Source organism: Brevundimonas sp., from assembly GCF_036732845.1.
Taxonomy (GTDB): Bacteria; Pseudomonadota; Alphaproteobacteria; order Caulobacterales; family Caulobacteraceae; genus Brevundimonas.
In genome coordinates this window covers 1-20,079 of sequence record NZ_DAINBO010000010.1, presented here as the reverse complement: position 1 = coordinate 20,079, position 20,079 = coordinate 1, and the positions used below count along the sequence as shown (strand labels likewise).

At 68.7% G+C, this 20,079-nt stretch carries 17 protein-coding genes; 10 read left to right on the top strand and 7 right to left on the bottom strand.

Annotation, left to right across the window (positions count from 1 at the left end; all coding sequences use genetic code 11):
* Window positions 1-29 precede the first annotated feature (29 nt).
* On the top strand, window positions 30-1,580 hold the full coding sequence (locus V7D63_RS05475; RefSeq protein WP_333591255.1) for a carboxylesterase/lipase family protein: 1,551 nt from the start codon (window positions 30-32) through the stop codon (window positions 1,578-1,580).
* A gap of 157 nt (window positions 1,581-1,737) precedes the next feature.
* On the opposite strand, the gene V7D63_RS05470 is transcribed toward V7D63_RS05475, so the two are convergent.
* Together V7D63_RS05470 and V7D63_RS05465 are read right to left on the bottom strand one after the other, a co-directional pair.
* Entirely contained in the window at window positions 1,738-2,838 is a 1,101-nt protein-coding gene (locus tag V7D63_RS05470) for a sugar kinase (RefSeq protein ID WP_333591254.1), read from the bottom strand.
* A gap of 91 nt (window positions 2,839-2,929) precedes the next feature.
* A complete protein-coding gene (locus V7D63_RS05465; RefSeq protein WP_333591253.1) occupies window positions 2,930-5,908 on the bottom strand; it encodes a TonB-dependent receptor in 2,979 nt (992 codons plus the stop codon).
* A 322-nt stretch (window positions 5,909-6,230) separates the two neighbouring features.
* On the opposite strand from V7D63_RS05465, the gene V7D63_RS05460 reads away from it, so the two are divergent.
* Window positions 6,231-7,415, top strand: coding sequence for a pectate lyase (locus V7D63_RS05460; protein ID WP_333591252.1), 1,185 nt, complete (start codon window positions 6,231-6,233; stop codon window positions 7,413-7,415).
* Between the two features lie 166 nt (window positions 7,416-7,581).
* Here the strand turns inward: V7D63_RS05460 and kduD are convergent, their stop codons facing one another.
* On the bottom strand, window positions 7,582-8,328 hold the full coding sequence (gene kduD, locus V7D63_RS05455; protein WP_333591251.1) for a 2-dehydro-3-deoxy-D-gluconate 5-dehydrogenase KduD: 747 nt from the start codon (window positions 8,326-8,328) through the stop codon (window positions 7,582-7,584).
* Between the two features lie 108 nt (window positions 8,329-8,436).
* Between kduD and V7D63_RS05450 the strand changes: the two genes are divergently transcribed.
* Window positions 8,437-9,081, top strand: a complete 645-nt coding sequence (locus tag V7D63_RS05450; protein ID WP_333591250.1) for an RpiB/LacA/LacB family sugar-phosphate isomerase — start codon at window positions 8,437-8,439, stop codon at window positions 9,079-9,081.
* Between the two features lie 10 nt (window positions 9,082-9,091).
* On the opposite strand, the gene V7D63_RS05445 is transcribed toward V7D63_RS05450, so the two are convergent.
* From V7D63_RS05445 to V7D63_RS05435, 3 genes are read right to left on the bottom strand one after another with little or no spacing between them, the layout of a single operon-like run.
* Window positions 9,092-9,460 (bottom strand): hypothetical protein, encoded by a 369-nt coding sequence (locus tag V7D63_RS05445; RefSeq protein WP_333591249.1) that lies wholly within the window; start codon window positions 9,458-9,460, stop codon window positions 9,092-9,094.
* A 28-nt stretch (window positions 9,461-9,488) separates the two neighbouring features.
* Complete coding sequence (locus V7D63_RS05440) at window positions 9,489-10,529, bottom strand: LacI family DNA-binding transcriptional regulator (RefSeq protein WP_333591248.1); 1,041 nt, start codon at window positions 10,527-10,529, stop codon at window positions 9,489-9,491.
* Window positions 10,530-10,581: 52 nt separating this feature from the next.
* Entirely contained in the window at window positions 10,582-11,958 is a 1,377-nt protein-coding gene (locus V7D63_RS05435; RefSeq protein ID WP_333591247.1) for a pectate lyase family protein, read from the bottom strand.
* A gap of 190 nt (window positions 11,959-12,148) precedes the next feature.
* Here V7D63_RS05435 and V7D63_RS05430 point away from each other — a divergent pair, with 190 nt between their 5' ends.
* The 4 genes from V7D63_RS05430 to V7D63_RS05415 are packed head-to-tail and all read left to right on the top strand — an operon-like array spanning window position 12,149 to window position 15,788.
* Complete coding sequence (locus V7D63_RS05430; protein WP_333591246.1) at window positions 12,149-12,964, top strand: 2-keto-4-pentenoate hydratase; 816 nt, start codon at window positions 12,149-12,151, stop codon at window positions 12,962-12,964.
* Window positions 12,961-13,959: a TRAP transporter substrate-binding protein gene (locus tag V7D63_RS05425; RefSeq protein WP_333591245.1), complete on the top strand. Its 999-nt coding sequence runs from the start codon at window positions 12,961-12,963 to the stop codon at window positions 13,957-13,959. The genes V7D63_RS05430 and V7D63_RS05425 overlap by 4 nt, the downstream gene beginning before the upstream one ends.
* Before the next feature lie 33 nt (window positions 13,960-13,992).
* Window positions 13,993-14,505: a TRAP transporter small permease gene (locus V7D63_RS05420; protein ID WP_333591244.1), complete on the top strand. Its 513-nt coding sequence runs from the start codon at window positions 13,993-13,995 to the stop codon at window positions 14,503-14,505.
* A 2-nt stretch (window positions 14,506-14,507) separates the two neighbouring features.
* A complete protein-coding gene (locus V7D63_RS05415) occupies window positions 14,508-15,788 on the top strand; it encodes a TRAP transporter large permease (protein ID WP_333591243.1) in 1,281 nt (426 codons plus the stop codon).
* Here the strand turns inward: V7D63_RS05415 and V7D63_RS05410 are convergent.
* Window positions 15,781-17,373, bottom strand: a complete 1,593-nt coding sequence (locus V7D63_RS05410; protein WP_333591242.1) for an alpha-glucosidase — start codon at window positions 17,371-17,373, stop codon at window positions 15,781-15,783. The two genes, V7D63_RS05415 and V7D63_RS05410, sit on opposite strands and share 8 nt — an antisense overlap.
* A gap of 366 nt (window positions 17,374-17,739) precedes the next feature.
* Between V7D63_RS05410 and V7D63_RS05405 the strand changes: the two genes are divergently transcribed.
* The 3 genes from V7D63_RS05405 to V7D63_RS05395 form a co-directional block, all read left to right on the top strand.
* Window positions 17,740-18,120, top strand: coding sequence for a hypothetical protein (locus tag V7D63_RS05405; RefSeq protein WP_333591241.1), 381 nt, complete (start codon window positions 17,740-17,742; stop codon window positions 18,118-18,120).
* 81 nt (window positions 18,121-18,201) lie between these two features.
* Entirely contained in the window at window positions 18,202-19,764 is a 1,563-nt protein-coding gene (locus V7D63_RS05400; RefSeq protein ID WP_333591240.1) for a DUF1570 domain-containing protein, read from the top strand.
* A gap of 131 nt (window positions 19,765-19,895) precedes the next feature.
* A partial coding sequence (locus tag V7D63_RS05395; RefSeq protein WP_333591239.1) for a GTP-binding protein occupies window positions 19,896-20,079 on the top strand: 184 nt, incomplete at its 3' end.

Below are 20,079 nucleotides of genomic sequence, written 5' to 3'. Positions count from 1 at the left end.
CCGGTGACAAGCGGGGCTAGCCTGTGTTCATGGACCGCCGCTCGCTGCTGATCGCCGCCCCTGCCCTGGCCCTGACGCCCAGCATGGCGCTGGCCGCCGACCATCCGGTCGCGCCGACGGTCAACGGCCCGGTGCGCGGCGTGCGCGACCATGGCGTCTTCGTCTTCAAGGGCGTCCGCTACGGCGCCGACACCGCCCCGCGCCGGTTCCAGCCGCCGGTCCCGCCCGCGCCCTGGACGCAGCCCCAGGACGCCTTCGCCCATGGTCCCGCCAGCCCCCAACCCGGCGTCGAGCCGAACCAGAGCGAAGACTGCCTGTTCCTGAACGTCTGGACCCCCGGCCTGGACGGCGCCCGACGGCCGGTCATGGTCTATGTCCACGGCGGCGCCTATTCGACCGGCTCAGGCTCCAGCCCGCTGACCGATGGCGCGCGCCTGGCCCGCCGCCGCGACGTGGTGGTGGTCACGCTGAACCACCGGCTGAACCTGTTCGGCTACGCCTATCTGGCCCGGCTGGGCGTCTTTCCCGACAGCGGCAATGCGGGCCAGCTCGACCTGATCCTGGCCCTGCGGTGGGTGCGCGACAGCATCGCGGCCTTCGGCGGCGATCCGGCCCGCGTCATGGTCTTCGGCCAGTCGGGCGGCGGGGCCAAGATCGCGACCCTGATGGCCACGCCCGCCGCCCAGGGCCTGTTCCACCGCGCCGCGACCATGAGCGGCCAACAGGTCACCGCCTCGGGTCCCGCGAACGCCACGACCCGCGCCCGCGCCTGGCTGGACGCCCTGAACCTGCCGCCCGACCGCGCGCACGAGGCTGCGGCCTTGCCCGTCGAGACCCTGCTGAAGGCCGCCGAGATCCGCGATCCGGTCCTGCCCTACGGCGGTCTCTATTTCGGGCCGGTGCTGGACGACCGGACCCTGACCCGCCATCCCTTCTATCCCGACGCCCCGGCCCAGTCGGCCGCCGTGCCGATGATGATCGGCAACACTCATGACGAGACCCTGGCCTTCCTGGGCGGCGACCCGGCCAATTTCGCCCTGACCTGGGACGACCTGCCCGGAAAACTGACCCTGGCCAACATGCGCGTCGACATCGCGCCCGAGCCGGTGATCGCCGAATACCGGCGTCTCTATCCCGACTATTCGCCCGCCCAGGTCTTCTTCGCCGCCACCACCGCCGCCCGGTCCTGGCGCGCCGCGATCATCGAGGCCGAGTTGCGCGCTCAGCAGGGTTCGCCCGCCTTCGTCTATCAGTTGGACTGGCCCTCGACCCTGGCGAACGGATATCGCGGCGCCCCGCACATGTCGGATATTCCCCTGGCCTTCGATACGATCCAGGCGCCCGGCGCCCTCGCCCAAGGTGCGACGGCGCAGGCCATGGCCGACCGGATCAGCGCCGCCTTCGCCGCCTTCGCCGCGACCGGCGATCCGAACCACGACGGCCTGCCGCGCTGGGAACCCTACGCCCTGCCCCGCCGTCAGACGATGATCCTGGACGACGCCTGCCGCATGCAGGACGACCCGAGGGGCGAGGAGCGCAGGCTGTTCGCGCGCGTGCCTTACGTCCAGCCAGGAACATAATCCCCTTCTCCCCTCGGGGGAGAAGGTGGCTCGTGGAGCGAGACGGATGAGGGGGAGGCCCGATCCGCACTCGTCATCAGCCCGTCAAAGCGTCTGGACACAGCCCCCTCATCCGAGCGCCTTCGGCGCCCACCTTCTCCCCCGAGGGGAGAAGGGATTACCTGACCGTTCGCGCGCCCGCTCCGGCCAGCAGCGCCTCGACCTCGGCCTTCGACGCCATGGAGCCGTCGCCCGGCGTGGTCATGGCCAAGGCCCCGTGCGCGGCGCCCCAGTCGACCGCCGTTTGCAGGTCGCGCCCATCCATCAGCGCCCAGGCCAGCCCCGAGACGAAGCCGTCGCCGCCGCCGACCCGGTCGAAGATCTCCAGATCGCGCCGCACCCGCGCCTCGACCGCCTGACCCTCGGCCCAGGCCGCCGCGCCCCAGTCGTTGCGTCCCGCCGTGGTCGGCTCACGCAGGGTGGCGGCGACGATCTTCACGTTCGGGAACGCCTTGGCGAAGGCCGGCGCCGCCGACTTGAACGGCCCGGCGTCCAGGCCCGACGCCCGAGAACCGGCGTCGAAATCCAATCCCAGACAGGTCTGAAAGCCATGCTCGTCGCCGATCATCACATCGACGCTTTCGGCGATCTGACGGTTCACGCGCCGGGCCGCGTCCGGGTCCGGGTGGGCGTTCCACAGGCTGGCGCGATAGTTCAGGTCATAGGACACGACCACGCCGTGCCGTTTGGCCGCCTGGACCGCCTCGACCGCCGTCTCGGCCGTCGACGTCGACAGGGCCGCGAAGATGCCGCCGGTGTGCAGCCAGCGCACTCCCTCCTGGCCGAACAGCCGATCCCAGTCGACCTCGCCCGGCCGCATCTGGCTGGCCGCCGAATTGGCGCGATCCGACACCCCCAGCGCCGGTCTCAGCCCGAAGCCCCGCTCGGTGAAATTCAGCCCCAACCGAGTGTCGCGCCCGATCCCGTCATAGTCGCGCCAGACGATGTGGCTCCGATCCACCCCGCCCTGGGCGATCAGGTCCTCGCACAGCAGACCCAGGTCGTTTCTCGGCAGGGCGGTCGCCACCGCGGCCCGCATTCCGAACCCCTTGGCCAGGGCGCGCGCCACATTGTATTCGCCGCCGCCCTCCCAGACGTCGAATGATCGGGCGTTGCGCACCCGCCGCTCGCCCGGATCGAAACGCAGCATCACCTCGCCCAGGGCGACGATGTCCCAGCGGCGGCCCTCGGCGGGCGGAATCTTCAGCGGTCGGGTCATGCGCGGAGCCTGAAGCTTCATCCTTGCAAAGAAAAGAGGCCGGAGCGGCAAGCCGCCCCGGCCCAGTCGGCGTTCAGGAGAGAACGTTCCGTCAGAACTTGTAGCGCGCGCCGAAATAGAACTGGCGGCCGGTGTGGTGATAGACCGAGGTGGACTGGCGGCTGTCGTCGCCGACCCACTGGTGGTTCTCTTCGTCGGTCAGGTTCAGCCCTTCAAACGTCAGGGTGACCTCGTCGGTCAGCTTGAAGGTGGCCGAGGCGTCGATGTTCATCGTGTCCATCTTGCCTTCGACCAGGTTGTTGTTCCGGCCGGGGACGTTTTGCAGATACTCCTCGCGGAAGGCGGCCGAGACACGGGCCGAGAACCGATCCGTTTCATAGTACAGGGTGCCGTTGTACGAGGTCGGCGACAGGTTGATCAGATCGTTGGTCACATAGGTCGCGCACAGGGCGTCGTTGCAGTAGTCGATCTCGGACTCGACCTTCGTATAGTTGGCCTGGACGCCGAAGTTGCTCAGGAAGCCCGGCAGGAAGGTGAAGGGCTGCTGATAGCTGATCTCGAACCCTTTCAGCGGCCCGCCCTCGGTGTTCACCGCGCTGGTCAACTGGAAGATGGTGGTCGATGAACAGACCCCGGTGCAGTAGGCCGGCGCGAAGGCCGACGGGTTCAGCGCCGTCAGTTGCTGATACTCCAGATCCTGGCGGATGATCTGGATGTAGGTGTCGATGTCCTTGTAGAAATAGGCGAAGGACAACAGGCCGCCGTCGCCGAAATACCACTCAACGCCCACGTCATAGGTGGTGGCGCGGAACGGCTCCAGGTTCACATTGCCGATGCTGGCGGTGAAGTTCGGTCCCGTCGTCGACAGCGAGGTGGTCGGCACCAGATAGTTGGTGCCCGCCAGGGTGTTGCCGATCTGCGGGCGCGCCATCACCTTGGCCACGCCGAAGCGGACGATGACGTCCTCGATCGGCTCGATGGCGACGTTCAAGGACGGCAGGGTGTCGTCGTACTCGTTGTTGCCGTACACCAGGGTGCCGCCGCCGGTCGAGCTGTAGCCCTCGGCGTACAGGCGGGTGTTCACCTGACGCACGCCCAGATTGCCGCGCACCGGCATGCCGCCCAGCACCAAGTCGAAGTCGGCCTGGAGGTAGTAGGCCAGATCGGTCTCTTCGATGGTGCGGTTGCCGCCGCGGGCGTTGCCGTTGGTGATGCTGGTCAGGGTGAAGTCCCCGCCCGCCACGCCGGTGTTGCAGTTGCAATAGATGTTGAACAGGCTGGCGATCGCGCCCAGGTCGGGCCGCACCCAGCCGGTGTCTCCGCCGTAGCTGAGACCCGAGCCGAAACCGCTCAACAGGTTCGAGATGTTCGCCACCGTCACGCCGCCCGGCAGGGTCGGAACCACCGTCTCATCGGTGCGGCGGAACTCGTAGGATTCCGACAGATAGGTCTTGTAGTTGATCCCGCCCTTCAGGGTCCAACCCTCGGCCAGGTCGAACTCCAGGTCGCCTTGCAGGCCGGTGAATTTGGTGTCCACGCCGTTGGGGCGGATGCGGATCTCCGAACGCGGCACAGCGGTGATGCCGGTGCCCAGGCTGACATCGCGCCAGGCCCAGTTGGCCGGGTCCGCGACGTTGAAGCCGTAGTTGATGACCGGCGTGTTTCCATTGCCCCGGAAGTCGAACGAATAACCCTGCACGTTCTGACGATCCAGGGTGACCGTCGTCTGGATCGGGTTGTTGTAGTTCGACGTGGCCTGGCCCGCATAGAAGCTGCCGCGCAGGCGATCCGTGAACTGATGGTCGGCGCTCAGGCTGACCTGGGTGAATTTGGTGGTCAGTTGGTCAAAGCGGCTCTCGGAGCGCACATCGACGTTGTTGAACAGGCCATAGACCAGCATGTTGTTGTCGACGGCGGCGTCCAGCACGTGGATCTGGGTCTGGCCGCCGGCGGCCGCGTTGCGGCTGAACGACAGGGCTTCCAGGAAGTCTTCCTGACGGGTCGAGTTCAGCTTGGAGTACAGCACGTCCAGGTTGATGGTCGTGGCGTCCGACGGACGGAACTGGAAGGCGCCGGTGACGCCCGTGCGCTCCTGGTGGTGGGTCAGGCGGCCGTAGCGCGGCAGGCGCGGAATATAGACGTTGGCCTGGTTGGCGATGTTGTAGGCGTTGACGTTCGCGGCCGTATTGGCCGGGCGCGCCACGCCGGTGGCGCAGTTGGCCGCCGACGAGCCGGTCGAGGAGCTGTTGGACGGGTTCTGGGTCGCCACGCCCAAGGGGCTGCAAAAGCCGCCCGAACCGCCCGTGCCCATGGCGTTGACCCAGCGCACCGAAGAGAAGCCCTCTTCGATCAGGTCGCGCTCGCTATAGGCGATCGACATCAGGGCGCCGAACATGCCGTCGTTGAAGGTGTTGGAGATCAGGAAGGCCCCGCGCGGGTTCCACTGCTCCGACAGGTCGTTGTAACCGCCCTGGATCGAGGCGGCGGCGGCGAAGCCGCGATAGTCGAACGGACGCGCCGCCTGCAGATCGACGGTGGCGCCCAGCGACCCTTCTTCCGTCTCGGCCGCGGCGGTCTTGCGCACCTTGATCGAGTTGAACAGTTCCGAGGCGAAGACGTTGAAGTCGAAACCCCGGCCGCGGTTGGCGCCGCCCGATGAGTCGGTGGCGCCGGTGGTGGCCTGGGCCTCCATGCCGTTGATGCGCGTGCGGGTGAAGTCCGACGACAGGCCGCGCACGGTGATCGAACGGCCCTCGCCGGCGTCGCGGTCGATGGCCACGCCCGGCACCCGCTGGATGGCCTCGGCCAGGTTCAGGTCGGGGAAGTCGGCGATGTCCTCGGCCACGATGGCGTCGACGAAGCCGGTCTCGTTGCGCTTGATGTCCAGCGCCGCGTTCAAACTGGCGCGGAAGCCGGTGACCACGACCTCATCGACCGTGGTCGAAGGTTCCTGCGGCGCCGTCTGCGCGGACGCGGCGACGGCGCCGACCGACAGGGCGATGGCGAGACCCGAGGTCCCGGCGATCAGCGAGCGGCGCAGCGCGCGGCTCCGCGAGCGAGTGACGTTCATCAATGCCTCCTCCCATTGGGCACAACGCCGGGATTCGCCCCGGTCTGTCATTTGTTGGAAGCGTCCCCCTCAGCGGCCGCCCCGACTTGACACCGGTGTCATCATCAAGCGGAATGCTTCCTGACACCGGTATCAATGCGAGCCTAACCTGATGACAGCCGATCTGGCAACCCTCGCTATCCGAGGCCTCGCCGCCGGACTCGCCGCCTTGACGGTCGCGGCGGCCGCTCCGCCCGCCAAGACCGCGCAGACTCTCGCTTTTCCCGGCGCGGAGGGGGCGGGGCGTTTCGCACTCGGAGGGCGCGGCGGCGCCGTGATCAGGGTGACCAACCTCGACGACGCCGGTCCCGGCAGCCTGCGCGCCGCCGTCGAATCGCGCGGTCCCCGCACGATCGTCTTCGACATCGGCGGAACCATCACACTGCGGTCGCCGCTGACGATCCGTCAGGGGCGGGTCACCCTGGCGGGCCAAACAGCGCCCGGCGGCGGAATCACCCTGCGCGGCCAGCCCTTGGTCGTGGCCGCCGACGACGTGGTCGTGCGCCACCTGCGCGTCCGCCTGGGCGACGAGACGGGGGTTCAGGAGGACGCCGTCTCCATCACGCGCGGCCGCCGCATCATCCTGGACCACATCTCCGCCTCCTGGTCGGTGGACGAGACCCTGTCGGCCGGCAGCCGCTATGATCCGCCCGAGCGCGGGATCTATGACGTCACCGTCCAATGGTCCCTGATCGCCGAATCCCTGAACGCCTCGAACCATGACAAGGGCCAGCACGGCTATGGCTCGCTGGTGCGCGGCGGCCACGGCGCGCGCATGACCTTCCACCACAATCTCTGGGCCGACCATCACGCCCGCATGCCGCGCCCCGGCAACTACAATCCGCCCGCCGCCGATCCCGAAGGGCCGCGTTTCGAGTTCCGCAACAACCTGTTCTACAACTGGGGCAGTTCGCACTCCGGCTACAACGCCGACACCGACAGCCTGTCGGCCTATGTTTTCATCGCCAACGCCTATGTCCCCGGCCCGGACTCGACCGGCCGCTGGGCCTTCGAGGAATCGAACCCCCTGGCCCGCGCCTGGTTCGAGGGCAACAGCATGGACGGCGCCGTCCCCGCCGATCCGTGGAGCCTGGTGAAGGACGGCGACCGGCCCGGCTATCGCCTGCCCGCCCGCCCCGACTGGGTCGACGCCGCGACCCAGACCGCCGCCGAGGCCGAGACCGCCGTCCTGGCCCATGTCGGCGCCCGGAACCGCGACGCGGCGGATCTGCGCATCCTCGACGGCGTCCGCGCCCGCACCGGCCGCATCATCGACAGCCAGGCCGCCGTCGGCGGCTGGCCCGACCTGGCGCCGGGCGAACCCTGGATCGACGCCGACCGCGACGGCCTGCCCGACGCCTGGGAGACCGCCCACGGCCTGAACCCCGCCGACGCGAGCGACGGCCCCCTCGATCCCGACGGCGACGGCTTCACCCATCTGGAAGATTGGCTGAACAGTCTGGCGTAACCGCCCCCTCTCCCGTCGGGAGAGGGCTTGAGCCTCCGGGAGCGTAGCGATCGGTTAGGCGAAAGGGTGAGGGGCTACGGTGCGGAATTCCCGCCGCCGGACGCCCTCACCCTCCCACCGCTTCGCGGCGGCTCCCTCCCTCTCCCCTCGGGAGAGGGTTCACAACTCACCGCGCCAGCCAGCCTCCGTCGACCGGCAGGATGGTCCCGTGCACATAGGCGGCCGCGTCCGAGGCCAGGAACACCGCCGCACCCGCCAGGTCCGACGGATCGCCCCAGCGCCCGGCCGGAATGCGGGCCAGGATGTCGCGGTTGCGGCTCTCGTCGGCGCGCAGGGCCTCGGTGTTGTTGGTGGCGAAATAGCCCGGCGCGATGCCGTTGACGTTGATCCCCTTGGCCGCCCATTCGCAGGCCAACAGCCGCGTGATCCCCGCCAGGCCGCTCTTGGACGCCGTATAGGACGGCACCCGGATGCCGCCCTGGAAACTCAGCATCGAGCAGATATTGATGATCTTGCCGCCGCGCCCCGCCGCGACCCAGGTCCTCGCCACCGCCTGGCTCAGAAAGAAGGCCGACTTCAGATTGGTGTCGATCACCGCGTCCCAGTCTTCCTCGCTGAAATCCAGGCTGTCGGCGCGGCGGATGATCCCCGCGTTGTTGACCAGGATGTCGACCGGCCCGGCCTGGGCCGTGACATCGGCGATCGGCGCGGTCGAGGACAGGTCGGCGCCGATCGCCTTGAACCCCCGGCCCAGCGCCCTCACGGCCGCCTCCGTCTCGGTCGGCGTCGAACGGCCCACGGCGACGATGTCGGCCCCGGCCTGGGCCAGGCCCACGGCGATCGCCTGCCCCAGGCCGGTGTTGGCCCCGGTCACCAGGGCGACGCGGCCCGTCAGATCGAAGGAGATGCTCATGTCGGCGCCGTCCGGGTCCGCTGTGAATTGCGCCCATAGGTAACCGGTGTCATATACCCATGCAAACGAGGAGCGGCCCGCCCCCTCGATCCGCCCCGAGAAATGTCCATGAAGATCGCCCTCATCACCGAAAACAGCCAGGCCGCCAAGAACGGGATCATCCATGACGCCCTGACGGCGGTGGCCGAGCCGCTCGGCCATCAGGTCTTCAACTACGGCATGTACACGCCCGAGGACAAAGCCTCGCTGACCTATGTGATGAACGGCCTCTTGGCCGGCATCCTGCTGAACTCCAAGGCGGCCGACTTCGTGGTCACCGGCTGCGGCACCGGCATGGGGTCCATGCTGGCCTGCAACACCATGCCCGGCGTCTTCTGCGGCCTGGTGATCGACCCGACCGACGCCTTCCTGTTCGGCCAGATCAACGACGGCAACGCCATCTCCATGCCCTACGCCAAGGGCTTCGGCTGGGCCGCCGAGCTGAACCTTCAGGACTGCTATCGCAAGCTGTTCGAGGGCGAGCGCGGCCTAGGCTATCCCAAGGAGCGGGCCGAGATCATGGCCAAGAACCGCGGCATCCTGAAATCGCTCAAGGCCGTGACCTGCCACGACATGCTGACGGTGCTGAACTCCGTGGACCAGGACCTGCTGAAGGCCGCCGTGGCCGGCGAACGCTTCGCCGAATACTTCTTCGCCAACGCCCAGGACGAGGGCATTCGCGACTATATGCGGGGCGTCGTCGGCGGCGCTTGAAACCCCGCCGTCATCCCCTCGCTCGCCGCCCGGCGACGTGAAAGAACGCCGCCGACACCAGCCACAGCAGCGCGAAACCGCCGCTGAAGATCAGGACCTTCGTCGGGCCGCCGGGCAGGTTCGCCGTCGACGGCGCCGTGGCGGTCAACCAGCCGAGCGCTGCCTGCATGGCGGCCGTCCCGACCATGGCCCTGGCCATCCCGGCGGGTTGGAACAGGGCCGCGAAACTCCCGACGCCCGCCGCCAGGATCAGCATGAGCGCCGCCGCGCCCGAACCGTCGTCGCGCACGATCGTCGTCCAGACGGTCAGAAGACACGCCGCCCCCGCCAGGGCCAGCCCCGCGCCGAAAGCCCATCCGCCCTGGCCTGATCGCGTCATCCGCCCCGCTCCTGTTCACGCTTCGGGGTCACCCCCTCGGCGGCGCCGCCGAATCGCGCACCACCAGTGACGGAATGATCTCCGGCTGATCCAGCGTCGCCGGGTCCAGGCCCCGGCTGCGCGCGGTCAGCTTCTCAGCCGCCATCCGGCCCATGTCGCGCACTGGCAGGCGCACCGTGGTCAGGTTGGGCCACACGCGCGACGCCATCGGCAGGTCGTCGAAACCGACGATCGACAGATCGAACGGCACGTCCAGCCCGGCGTCGCGCGCCGCCTTCATCACCCCGATGGCCATTTCGTCATTGCCGGCGAAGATGGCCGTCGGCGGGTTCGGCATCGCCAACAGGTCCGCCGCCGCCTCGACCCCGGATTCAAAGGTATAGGCCCCGCGCCGCACATAGGCCGCATCCAGCGTCAGTCCGTGCTCGGCCAGCCCCGCCGCGAACCCTCTGCCCCGCTCGTGCGACGACCGGAAGCTGTCGGGACCCGAGATGAAGGCCACCCGCGTATGGCCCAGTTCGGCCAGATGCCGCGCGGCCTCGGCGGCGCCCAGGCTGTCGTTGGTGACCACCATCCGCGCCGGTTCGTCCAGCGACACCGAGGCGATCCGCACATAGGGACAATCGGCCGCGCGCAGCAGGGCCACCACCCGCTCGTCCTCGGACACCGAGGGCGGCATGACCACGCCGAACAGCTTCTGGCGCACCACGAACCCTTCGACGTCGGCCAGGAAGTTTTCCGAGGCGCGATTGCACGGATGGACCACCAACTCCAGGCCCGAGCCGCGCACCGCGTCCAGCACGCCCTGCTGCATGTTCACGACATAGTTCGGGCTGGGGTTGTCATAGATCATGCCGACCAGGAACGACCGGCGAAAGGCCAATCCCCGCGCCTGGGGATCGGGGCTGAAACCCGCCTCGGCGATCACCGCCTCGACCTTGGCGCGGGTCTCCTCGCGCACGAAGGGCGAGTTGTTGATGACCCGGCTGACCGTCTTCTTGGACACGCCGGCCAGGCGCGCCACGTCATTGATGGTCGCGGGCTTGCCGCTGCGTTTCGGATCGTTCAAGCCGTCCGCCCTTTTCGTCGAGCGCCTTGTCTAGCCCCACGGCTGAGTCGTGTCAGGTCCCGCGTCTTTGGGCCGGGCGGTCCAGCACCGCATCGCGCAGAGGCGTCATGAAACGCAGGTCCCAGTCCTCGGGATTGAAGGGCTTGCGCGTCGGCTCGCCGACGGCCGGATAGCCGCCGACCTCACGCTCATTGTCGATGATCTCGCCGCGTCCCTCGGCCACTTCGGCGATCAGCAGCACGTCGCGCATGTCGCGGTCCCACGGCCGGGCGCCGACCTGGCTCAGCACCGAGACCTGCACCTCGCGGGCGGGCATGGGCGTCAGTCCGTCCCACCACACCGGCGGCCGTCGCGTCTCGATGATCCGCGCGCCCGTGGTCGTATAGCTGCCCGTCATCCGCATCGGCTGGCCCACCGGGTCCACGGCGATGTTGTCGCGACCATAGTATTCCAGGTCGCCCGCTCCGCCGATCATCAGGAAGGCGACCCGGTCCAGCGGCGTCGACGGCCCGGCGCGCAGCACATTGCCGATCGCCGTCATCTTGCCGACCTCATAGGGGTGGGCCAGCCATTCCTCGGGGGCCAGATTGTAGTGGATGGCGCGCGGGCCGGGGTCATAGATCAGATTGTTTACGATCACCCCGTGCACCCCGCCCTTGAACAGCGGGTTCCGCTCATAGTTGTGGGCGTACAGATTGCCGACGATCAGCAGGCCGGTGACGTTGTCGTGGATCAGCGACCCCTTGGAATGCTCGCCCTTGGAATGGGTCGCATAGGCCAGGCTCTCGCCGATCAGATTGTTCGAGAAGGTGATGTTGTGGCTGGTGCCCCGCCGCCACTCCTCGGGCGTGCTCCCGGTGAAGCGCGGGCCTGACGCCGACAGGTTCTCGTCGGTCGCCCAGGTCAGGCTGCAATGGTCGATGATGACGTTGTAGGCGGCGACAGTGGAGATGCCGTCCTCGTCCCAGCCGCTCATCCACTCGCCGCCGGCCGAGCCGGGGCGGATGCGGATGTGCTGCACGATCACGTCGTGGCCGGCGATGTCCATGCCGCCCCGGATCAGGGTGATGCCCGGCGAGGGCGCGGTCTGTCCGGCGATGGTGATGAAGGGGTTTTGCAGCTTCAGCGTCTTCTTACCCAGGTCGATGACCCCGCCGACCTCGAACACCACGATGCGCGGTCCCTCGGCCTCGACGGCGGCGCGCAGGCTGCCTTCGCCCTCGCTGTTCAGATTGGTGACGCGGATGATCCGTCCACCGCGCCCGCCCGGCGTCTGCGCCGCCCAGCCCAGGGCGCCGGGAAAGGCCGGCAGGGCCGCCTCGGCGGCGGGGGCCGCGTCCTGCGCCATCACGCGGTCGGCGGGCGCCAGCATCAGCGTGAAGACGGCGGCGGCGGTCGCCAGGGCGGCGAGAAGAGGGGTTCGGGTCATGGCGTCCTTCCTATCGCACCGCCGCCGTTCACCGCGACGTCTGCATGATGCGCCGATGAACCATGCCTCGGCGGAAATGAAATTGACACCGGTTTCCTTCCTGCGCAATCTCCCCGCCAACGGGAGGAAGCGTGAAACACGCCATCGTCAGAATTCAGGCTCCGGCTTCGGCTGGGCGAGGCGCGTCGGCATGAGCCTGCCCGCCGCCGATCCCCGCGCGTCCGCCGCCCAGACCGCCGCCGCCCTGGTGGCCGCGCGACGCGGCGCCTGGGCGGTCGAACCCTATCCCGGCGCCATGCCCGTCGACCTGGCGTCAGCCTATGTGGTCCAGGACGAAGCCATCGCCGCCTGGCCGGATCGCATCGCCGGTTGGAAGCTGGGCCGCATTCCGCCGCCCCATGACGCCGCCTATGGGGCGGGCCGCCTGGCCGGGCCGGTCTTCGCCGGCGCCGTCTGGCGAGCGGGGGCGGCGCCGACGTCCTTCGGCGTGATCGACGGCGGCTTCGCAGCGGTCGAGGCGGAATACGTCTTCGAAATCGGCGAGACCGCGCCCGACCGCGACGGCTGGACGGTCGAGACCGTGCGCCCCCTGATCGCCCGCGTCCTGACAGGGGTCGAGATCGCCGGCAGCCCCTTCGCCGGCATCAATGACAACGGCCCGGCCGTCACCGCCTCGGACTTCGGCAACAACGCCGGCCTGATCCTGGGCGACGAGATCCCGGACGGGCTGGACCGGTTGATGGACCTGCACTGCGCGATGCGCATCGACGGCCGCGTCGTCGGCGTCGGCGGGGCCGAGGTCATTCCCGGCGGCCCGCTGGCGTCCCTGGCCTTTCTGCTGAACCTGCTGCACGCACGCGGGCGGCGGCTGGAGGCGGGCCAGTGGGTGTCCACCGGCGCGGCCACCGGCGTGCATCGCATCTACGCCGGCCAGTCGGCCGAGGCGGATTTCGGGCCGGACGGAACCATCGCCTGCCGGGCCGCCAAGGCGGAGCCTGTGACATGACGCTGAACCGTCGCCTTCTCACCTTCGGCGGCCTGGGCGGCCTGTCCCTGCTGAGCGGCTGCGCCCCGCGCGCGACGTCCGGCGACGGCAAGACCGTCTTCAACGCCGTCGACGTCCATCCCGCCGACTATCCGACCGTCAAGGCGGTCAAATGGATGGGCGAAGAGCTGAGCCGCCTGACCGACGGCCGTCTGGGCATGCGTCAGTTCCCGGCCGGGCAGTTGGGCAATGAAGACGACTCCATAGGCCTGACCCGCTTTCGCGCCGTCGACATGTGCCGCGTCGCCGTCGCCGCCCTGAACAACGCCTTCCCCGAGACCCGGCTTTTGGCCCTGCCCTATGTCTTCCATTCGGTCGATCACGTCCGCAAGGTGGTCGACGGCGAGATCGGCACGGAGCTGCTGAACGTCTTCGAGGGACGGGGCCTGCTCGGACTGGCCTATTACGACGCGGCCCCGCGCTGCATCTACAACGTCCGCCATCCGGTGACCGAGCCGGGCCAGTTGCGCGGGCTGAAGCTGCGGGCGCCGATGTCCGACATCTTCATCGACACCCTGACCGCCATGGGCGCCAACGCCACGCCCCTGACCTTCGGCGCGGTCTTCTCGTCGTTGCAGACCCATCTCATCGACGGGGCCGAGAACAACTGGCCCAGCTATCAGTCCAGCCGTCAGTTCGAGGTCGCCCGATATTGGAGCCAGACCGAGCATTCCTTCGCGCCGGACGCCCTGCTGATGTCGAAAGCTAGTTTCGACGCCCTGACCCCGGCCGACCGCGAACTGGTGCGCGACGTCGCCCGCCGCTCGGTCCAGGTCATGCGCGCCGACTGGGACCGGCGCGAGGCCGACGCCCGCGCCACGGTGCTGGCCGCCGGAACCCAGGTGGCCCAGGTCGACAAGGCCGCCTTCGCCGCCGCCACCCGGCCCGTGCTCGATAAATATCTGAAACCGGCCCGTCTGCGGGCCTTGTACGAACGTATCGCGGCGGCGGGCTGAAGCTCAGCGCGACGCCTCGGCAGGGAGGGCGACATGACCGACGCTACCGGCGAGACCGCCGCGCGGACCCGGCGTCCGCTCGACGGCCTGGCGACGCTGATCCTGGGCTTGGCGGGCCTGGCCCTGGTGGCCATGGCCCTGGTCCAGGCCTGGCAGGTCTTCGCCCGCTATGTGCTGAACGCCAGCCCCGGCTGGACCGAGCCTGTGGCCCTGGTGCTGATGAGTTTCGCCGTCATGTTCGGGGCCGCCGTCGGCGTGCGTCGCGAAACCCATTTCGCTTTCTTGAACCTGCGCGAGGCCCTGCCCGGCCCGATGCAGGGTCTTCTGAAAAGCGTCAGCCGCCTGATCGCCGCCGCCGCGGGGCTGGGACTGACGGCCATGGGCGGGGCGCTGATGATCGACGACTGGTCCGTGCCCATGGCCGGCGCCCCGGCGCCCTCGGGCCTGCGCTTCGCGGCCCTGGCGGTCGGCGGCCTGCTGATCCTGATCTTCGCGCTGGAACGGCTGATCACCGGCGACCTGCCGCCTGAGCCTAGAGAGGACTGAGCGTGGAATACATCATCCTGTTCGGCCTTCTGGCGGTCCTTCTGGCCATCGGCGTGCCGGTCGCCTTCTCGCTTCTGGCCGCGACCATGGCCACGGTTCTGTACCTGTCCATCCCGCCGATCGTGGTGTTCCAGCAGATGGGTTCGGACATCACCTCGGTGGCCCTGCTGGCCATTCCGCTGTTCATCTTCACCGGCGAGTTGATGATGAAGGGCGGCCTGTCGGATCGAATGATCGCCCTGGCCTCGTCCCTGGTCGGCCACATGCGCGGCGGCCTGGGCCAGGTGACGGTGGTCGGCTCGACGCTGTTCGGCGGCGTCTCGGGTTCGGCCATCGCCGACGTCTCGGCCATCGGCGGCACCATGATCCCCCAGATGCAGAAGCGCGGCTATGACAGCGATTACGCCGTCAACGTCACCATATCGGCGGCCCTGGTGGCCCTGCTGGTGCCGCCGTCGCACAACATGATCCTGTATTCGGCCTCGGCCGGGGGCGGTGTGTCGATCTCGGACCTGTTCGCGGCGGGCGTCATTCCGGCGGGCATACTGGCTGTCGCCTTGATGATCACCGCCTATTGGGTGGCGCGCAAACGCGGCTACGCCTCCGAACCCTTCCCCGGCTTCGGCGCGGTGGCGACGCGGCTGGTCGCGGCCATTCCCGGCCTGCTGCTGGTCGCCATCATCTTCGGCGGCATCCGCGCCGGGATCTTCACGGCGGTGGAAAGCGCCTCGATCGCCGTGGTCTACGCCGCCGTCATCACCGGCCTGGTCTATCGCCACCTGAGCTGGAGCGCCTTCAAGGCCGCCTGCACGGGCGCGGCGCGGACCTCAGGCGCCGTGCTGTTCATCATCGGCTGCGCCGGGGCCTTCGGCTGGCTGATGGCCTATCTGCAGATCCCGACGGCCATGGTCGGCCTGTTGCAGACCCTGACGGACAATCCGATCCTGGTGCTGCTGTTGATCAATCTGATCCTGCTGGTCCTGGGCACCTTCATGGACATGGCGCCGCTGATCATCATCTGCACGCCCATCTTCCTGCCGGTGGCCAAGGCCTTCGGCGTGGACCCGGTGCAGTTCGGGGTCATCCTGCTGCTGAACTGCGGAATCGGCCTGATCACCCCGCCGGTCGGCTCGGTGCTGTTCGTCGGCTCGGGCATCGCCCGCATTCCGATGACGGCGGCGCTGAAGAGCATCTGGCCCTTCTACATCGCCTGCGTGGCGGTGCTGATGCTGGTGACCTTCGTGCCGCAGTTGTCGCTGTGGCTGCCCAGCCTGCTCAAATAGGCTGGGCCACGACGGCGGCGTAGGGACCCAGGCCGGTCCCGGCGCCGTTCACCGCCTCGACCGCACGCCAGCCCCCTGGCAAGGCCCAGTCGATCGTCCCGCCGGTCGGATTGAACACGCACAGCAGGGCGCCCGCCCCCTCGCCCCGCTCGAAGGCGATCAGCGGTCCCGGCGCATCGACCGGGCGATAGGCGCCGGTCCGCAACGCCGCGTGCGTCTTGCGCAGGGCGATCAGCCGCCGGGCCAGGGTCAGCATCGACCCCGCATCCCCGTCCTGCACCGCCACGCTCAGCCCCGGATGCCGTGCATCGACCGGCAGCCAAGGCTCGACCGTCGAGAACCCGGCCCAAGGGATCTCGCCCGTCCACGGCATCGGCGTGCGCGCGCCGTCCCGGCCCAGGGTCCGGGGCCAGTTGGCGATGGCCTCAGGGTCGACCAGCCGCTCGAACGGCACTTCGCCCTGCGGCAGGCCCAGCTCCTCGCCCTGATACAGAAAAACCACTCCGCGCAGACACATCAGCAGCAGGGTCATCATCCGCTGCATCGCCTCGCGATCCGCCTCGGGCGCCCAGCGCGACACGGCCCGCGGCGCGTCGTGATTGGAGAAGGCCCAGGCCGGCCAGCCCCCGCCCTCCGCTCCCGGCCATTCGGCCATCGCCGCATGCACCCGCGCCGCCGTCAGCTCGGGCGCGTACAGGAAGTCGAAGCCATAGGCCGTGTTCAGCCGACCCGGCGCCGTATAGGCCCGCCGCTCGGCCCCCGAATCCTCGCCCGGCACCTCGGCCACGGTGAACCGGCCGCCATAGGCGTCGGTCACGCCGCGCAGCCGTTCCAGGAACCCCAGGATCTGCGGCTGCGACTGGTTGTGAATGTGCTGCTGGAAGTCGAACGGCCGCGTGCGCGGCCACACCCCCCGCCCCTCCGGCTCGGGCGGATTGTCGGTCAGGGCCGGGTCGTGCATGGCGAAGTTGAGGGCGTCCAGCCGGAACCCGTCCACGCCGCGATCCAGCCAGAACCGCGCCGCGTCCAGCAGGGCGTCCTGCACCGGCCGATGGTGCAGGTTCAACTGCGGCTGCTCTTTCAGGAAATTATGCATGAAATACTGGCCGCGCCGTGCGTCCCAGGTCCAGGCCGGGCCGCCGAACACCGACTGCCAGTTCGACGGCGGCGACCCGTCCGGCCTGGCGTCGGCCCAGACGTACCAGTCGGCGTGCGCGCCCGTCCGGTTCTCGCGGCTGGCCCGGAACCACGGGTGCCGATCCGAGGTGTGGCAATAGACCTGGTCGATCACGACCTTCAGCCCCAGGCCGTGCGCCCGCTCCACCAGCCGGTCGAAATCCTCCAGCGTCCCGAACATCGGATCGACGCCGCAATAGTCGGCCACGTCATAGCCGAAGTCGGCCATCGGCGACGGGAAGAAGGGCGACAGCCACACCCCGTCCACGCCCAGCCCGGCGATATGCTCCAGCCGCCGCGCGATCCCGTTCAGGTCGCCGATCCCGTCGCCCGTCGTGTCCTGAAAACTGCGCGGATAGATCTGATACAGAACCCAGCCGCGCCAGTCGTCGCTCGCCCCTGCCGTCATGTCCGATCCTCCCGAGGCGATGCTGGACCGTGTCGTCCCAACGCGCCAGTGGCCGAATAAGACCCGCCGCCTCCCCGGCGAATGCCGGAGTCCAGATGGCAAGACTCAGAACCCCGCCATTAGGGGAATGACGCCAGCTCCACGGCCTCGGGTTTGTGATCTGGACCCCGGCGTTCGCCGGGGAAGCGGTGGCGAGTATGCCCTGGGCCAGGGAAACACCCACGTCTCACCATCCCTTCGCCATGATGAACGACCCGGCCGTACGGTGAAAAAGGCTTAACCGCGTTCGTGAACGGGACCGCAAGCGGAGCGGGCCTAGGGTCAGATCACGGACGAAGAAACGTCCGCGCCAGTCGGGTCCGCTTCATGCTGTTTCTTCTCAACGACGTCGTGTTCGATCTGGACGAGGCCTGCCCGGTCACGCCCGCCGACGCGCGCCGGTTCGAGAAGCTGGGCTTCGACTATGTGCTGGAGCTGGGCTGCGAACTGTTCGCCGAGGACCCCATGCTGCACGTCAACGATCCCGGCCGCGCCCGTCGTCTGGCCTGGCTGATCGCCGACCGCGCGCCCGAGATCAACGCCGCCCTGTTCGCCGCCGACGCCCCCGGCTGCGCGCCCGAACTGGTCGAGCCGCGCTTCTGCGCCCTGCCCGAGGCTGTGATCCGCCAACTGTCGACCAAGGCCCGGCGCGGCAAGCTGGACGCCGTCGCCGCCGACAAGGCCGTCTGGAACCGCCTGGCCGCCTGATCCCCGCACACCCCGCTTGCAGCCTCCGCCGCCCTCGGCCTAGGGTTGTCCAAGGGGTTGAGCGTTTTCAGGGGCGTGGTCGTGAAAGTCTGGAAATCCATGCGCGGCGCGGTCGCGGCCATGTCGGCGGCGATCGGCGTGGCGGCTCTCGCGGGACCGGCGTTGGCGGACTGGAAACGCGCCGAAAGTCCGAACTTCATCGTCTATTATCAGGGGTCGGAAACCGCCCTGCGCCGCTATGTGCGCAATCTGGAAGTCTATGACTTCGTGCTGCGCCGCCGTATGGGCCTGCCGATCAACCAGCCTGCGGCGCGCAAACTGCCGATCTATCTGGTGAGCAACCGCAGCGGCCTGGCCGAGATCAGCCCCGGCATCGGCCAAGCGGTCGCCGGCGTCTATTTCCCGCGCGAAGAAGGGATTTTCGCGACCGCCATCCATGACCGCGAGCAGGACTATCTGCTGCACGAATATTTCCACCACTTCAGCATGCAGATGGATGTGGTCTCCAACTACCCCGGCTGGCTCATCGAAGGGCTGGCGGAATATTTCATGACGGCCGAGATCGGCGAAGACACGGTCGTCATCGGCCACGTCAATGAAAACCGCGCCTCCTGGATCATGGGGTCGTCATGGATCGATCTGCGCGATCTTCTGACCAAGCGGCCCGGAGAGATCCGTGACGACACGGCTCAGGCGACCTACTATCCGATCGCGTGGCTGCTGACCCACTGGTTCATGAGCGACGAGACGCGGCGCGGCCAACTGCTGGCCTACACCCAGGCGGTCAGCCGGGGCGAGGATTCCATCGCGGCCATGGAGGCGGCGACCGGCATGAGTCTGGCCGACATCCGCCAGGCCCTGCGCCGCTACACACGCCAAAGACTGGTCGGCAGCGGCGTCCGGGGCGACCTGCCGCAACCGGACATCACGGTCACCGTCCTGCCGTCGGTGGCCGACGATCTGTTGCTGATCGGCCAGCGCCTGAAGGTCGGTGTGGCGCCGAGACGCCGTGAGGCCACCGCCGCCCAGGTCCGCCGCCTCGCGGCGCGGCATCCGAACGATCCCTTCGCCCAGCTTCAACTGGGACACGCCGAACTGCATTTCGGTGATCGGGCGGCCGGGGTCGCGGTCCTGACCCGACTGTTGGAGACGCAACCCGACAATGTCGAGGCGCTGCAACTCTTGGCCTCGCACCATATGTATATGGCGGGTGAAAACCCTGACGCCGCCGCCGCTCACATCGGCGAGGCGCGACGACTGCTGGCGCGCGCCTATCAGATCGATCCGGGCCACTATTACACCTTGCAGATGCTGGCCGAGACGCGCGTCGGCGCGGACGGCTACCCCAGTGAAAACGACCTGACGACTTGGGACCTGGCGTTCCGGGGCGCGCCGCAACTGCCGGGAATTCGTCTGGGCTATGCGCGCGCGCTGATGCTGGTCGGCGAACACCAAGAGGCGGCTGTGCTGCTGGAACCCCTGGCCAACGCCCCGCACGGCGGCGGGGCCTCGAAAACGGCCGCGGCCTTGCTGGAACGCGCCCGTGCGGGCCAACCGCCGCTGAGCGATGCAGAGATCCGCGCCGCGGCCGAGGCCGAGGAAGCCCAGCCCGATCAACCAGACGACGGCGACGACGAGGGCTAGAAGTCTCGCCCGTCGCGCCGAATCATCGTTCGTGAACCACTCGCCAGGACCGGGTCGAGACCAGGTTTCCGCGCGCCGTCCGTGACTTTCCGCTCGTCCCGCGCTAGGTCCGCGCGCCTTAAGGACGATCCATGAAACCGACCCTCGCAGACGAAGCGGCGCGCCGCAGGACCTTCGCCATCATCGCCCACCCCGATGCGGGCAAGACCACCCTGACCGAGCACATCCTGCTGGCGGGCGGCGCCATCCGCGCGGCCGGGGCCGTGCGGGCGCGCGGCGAGAACCGGCGCACCCGGTCGGACTGGATGAAGATCG

Excerpts from the sequence above, each read along its gene's own strand:
- V7D63_RS05465 (WP_333591253.1), bottom strand. The coding sequence starts at position 5,908 with ATGAACGTCACTCGCTCGCGGAGCCGCGCGCTGCGCCGCTCGCTGATC.
- V7D63_RS05470 (WP_333591254.1), bottom strand. The coding sequence starts at position 2,838 with ATGACCCGACCGCTGAAGATTCCGCCCGCCGAGGGCCGCCGCTGGGAC.
- V7D63_RS05430 (WP_333591246.1), top strand. The coding sequence starts at position 12,149 with ATGAGCCTGCCCGCCGCCGATCCCCGCGCGTCCGCCGCCCAGACCGCC.
- V7D63_RS05445 (WP_333591249.1), bottom strand. The coding sequence starts at position 9,460 with ATGACGCGATCAGGCCAGGGCGGATGGGCTTTCGGCGCGGGGCTGGCC.
- V7D63_RS05420 (WP_333591244.1), top strand. The coding sequence starts at position 13,993 with ATGACCGACGCTACCGGCGAGACCGCCGCGCGGACCCGGCGTCCGCTC.
- V7D63_RS05450 (WP_333591250.1), top strand. The coding sequence starts at position 8,437 with ATGAAGATCGCCCTCATCACCGAAAACAGCCAGGCCGCCAAGAACGGG.
- V7D63_RS05435 (WP_333591247.1), bottom strand. The coding sequence starts at position 11,958 with ATGACCCGAACCCCTCTTCTCGCCGCCCTGGCGACCGCCGCCGCCGTC.
- V7D63_RS05425 (WP_333591245.1), top strand. The coding sequence starts at position 12,961 with ATGACGCTGAACCGTCGCCTTCTCACCTTCGGCGGCCTGGGCGGCCTG.
- kduD (WP_333591251.1), bottom strand. The coding sequence starts at position 8,328 with ATGAGCATCTCCTTCGATCTGACGGGCCGCGTCGCCCTGGTGACCGGG.
- V7D63_RS05410 (WP_333591242.1), bottom strand. The coding sequence starts at position 17,373 with ATGACGGCAGGGGCGAGCGACGACTGGCGCGGCTGGGTTCTGTATCAG.
- V7D63_RS05405 (WP_333591241.1), top strand. The coding sequence starts at position 17,740 with ATGCTGTTTCTTCTCAACGACGTCGTGTTCGATCTGGACGAGGCCTGC.
- V7D63_RS05475 (WP_333591255.1), top strand. The coding sequence starts at position 30 with ATGGACCGCCGCTCGCTGCTGATCGCCGCCCCTGCCCTGGCCCTGACG.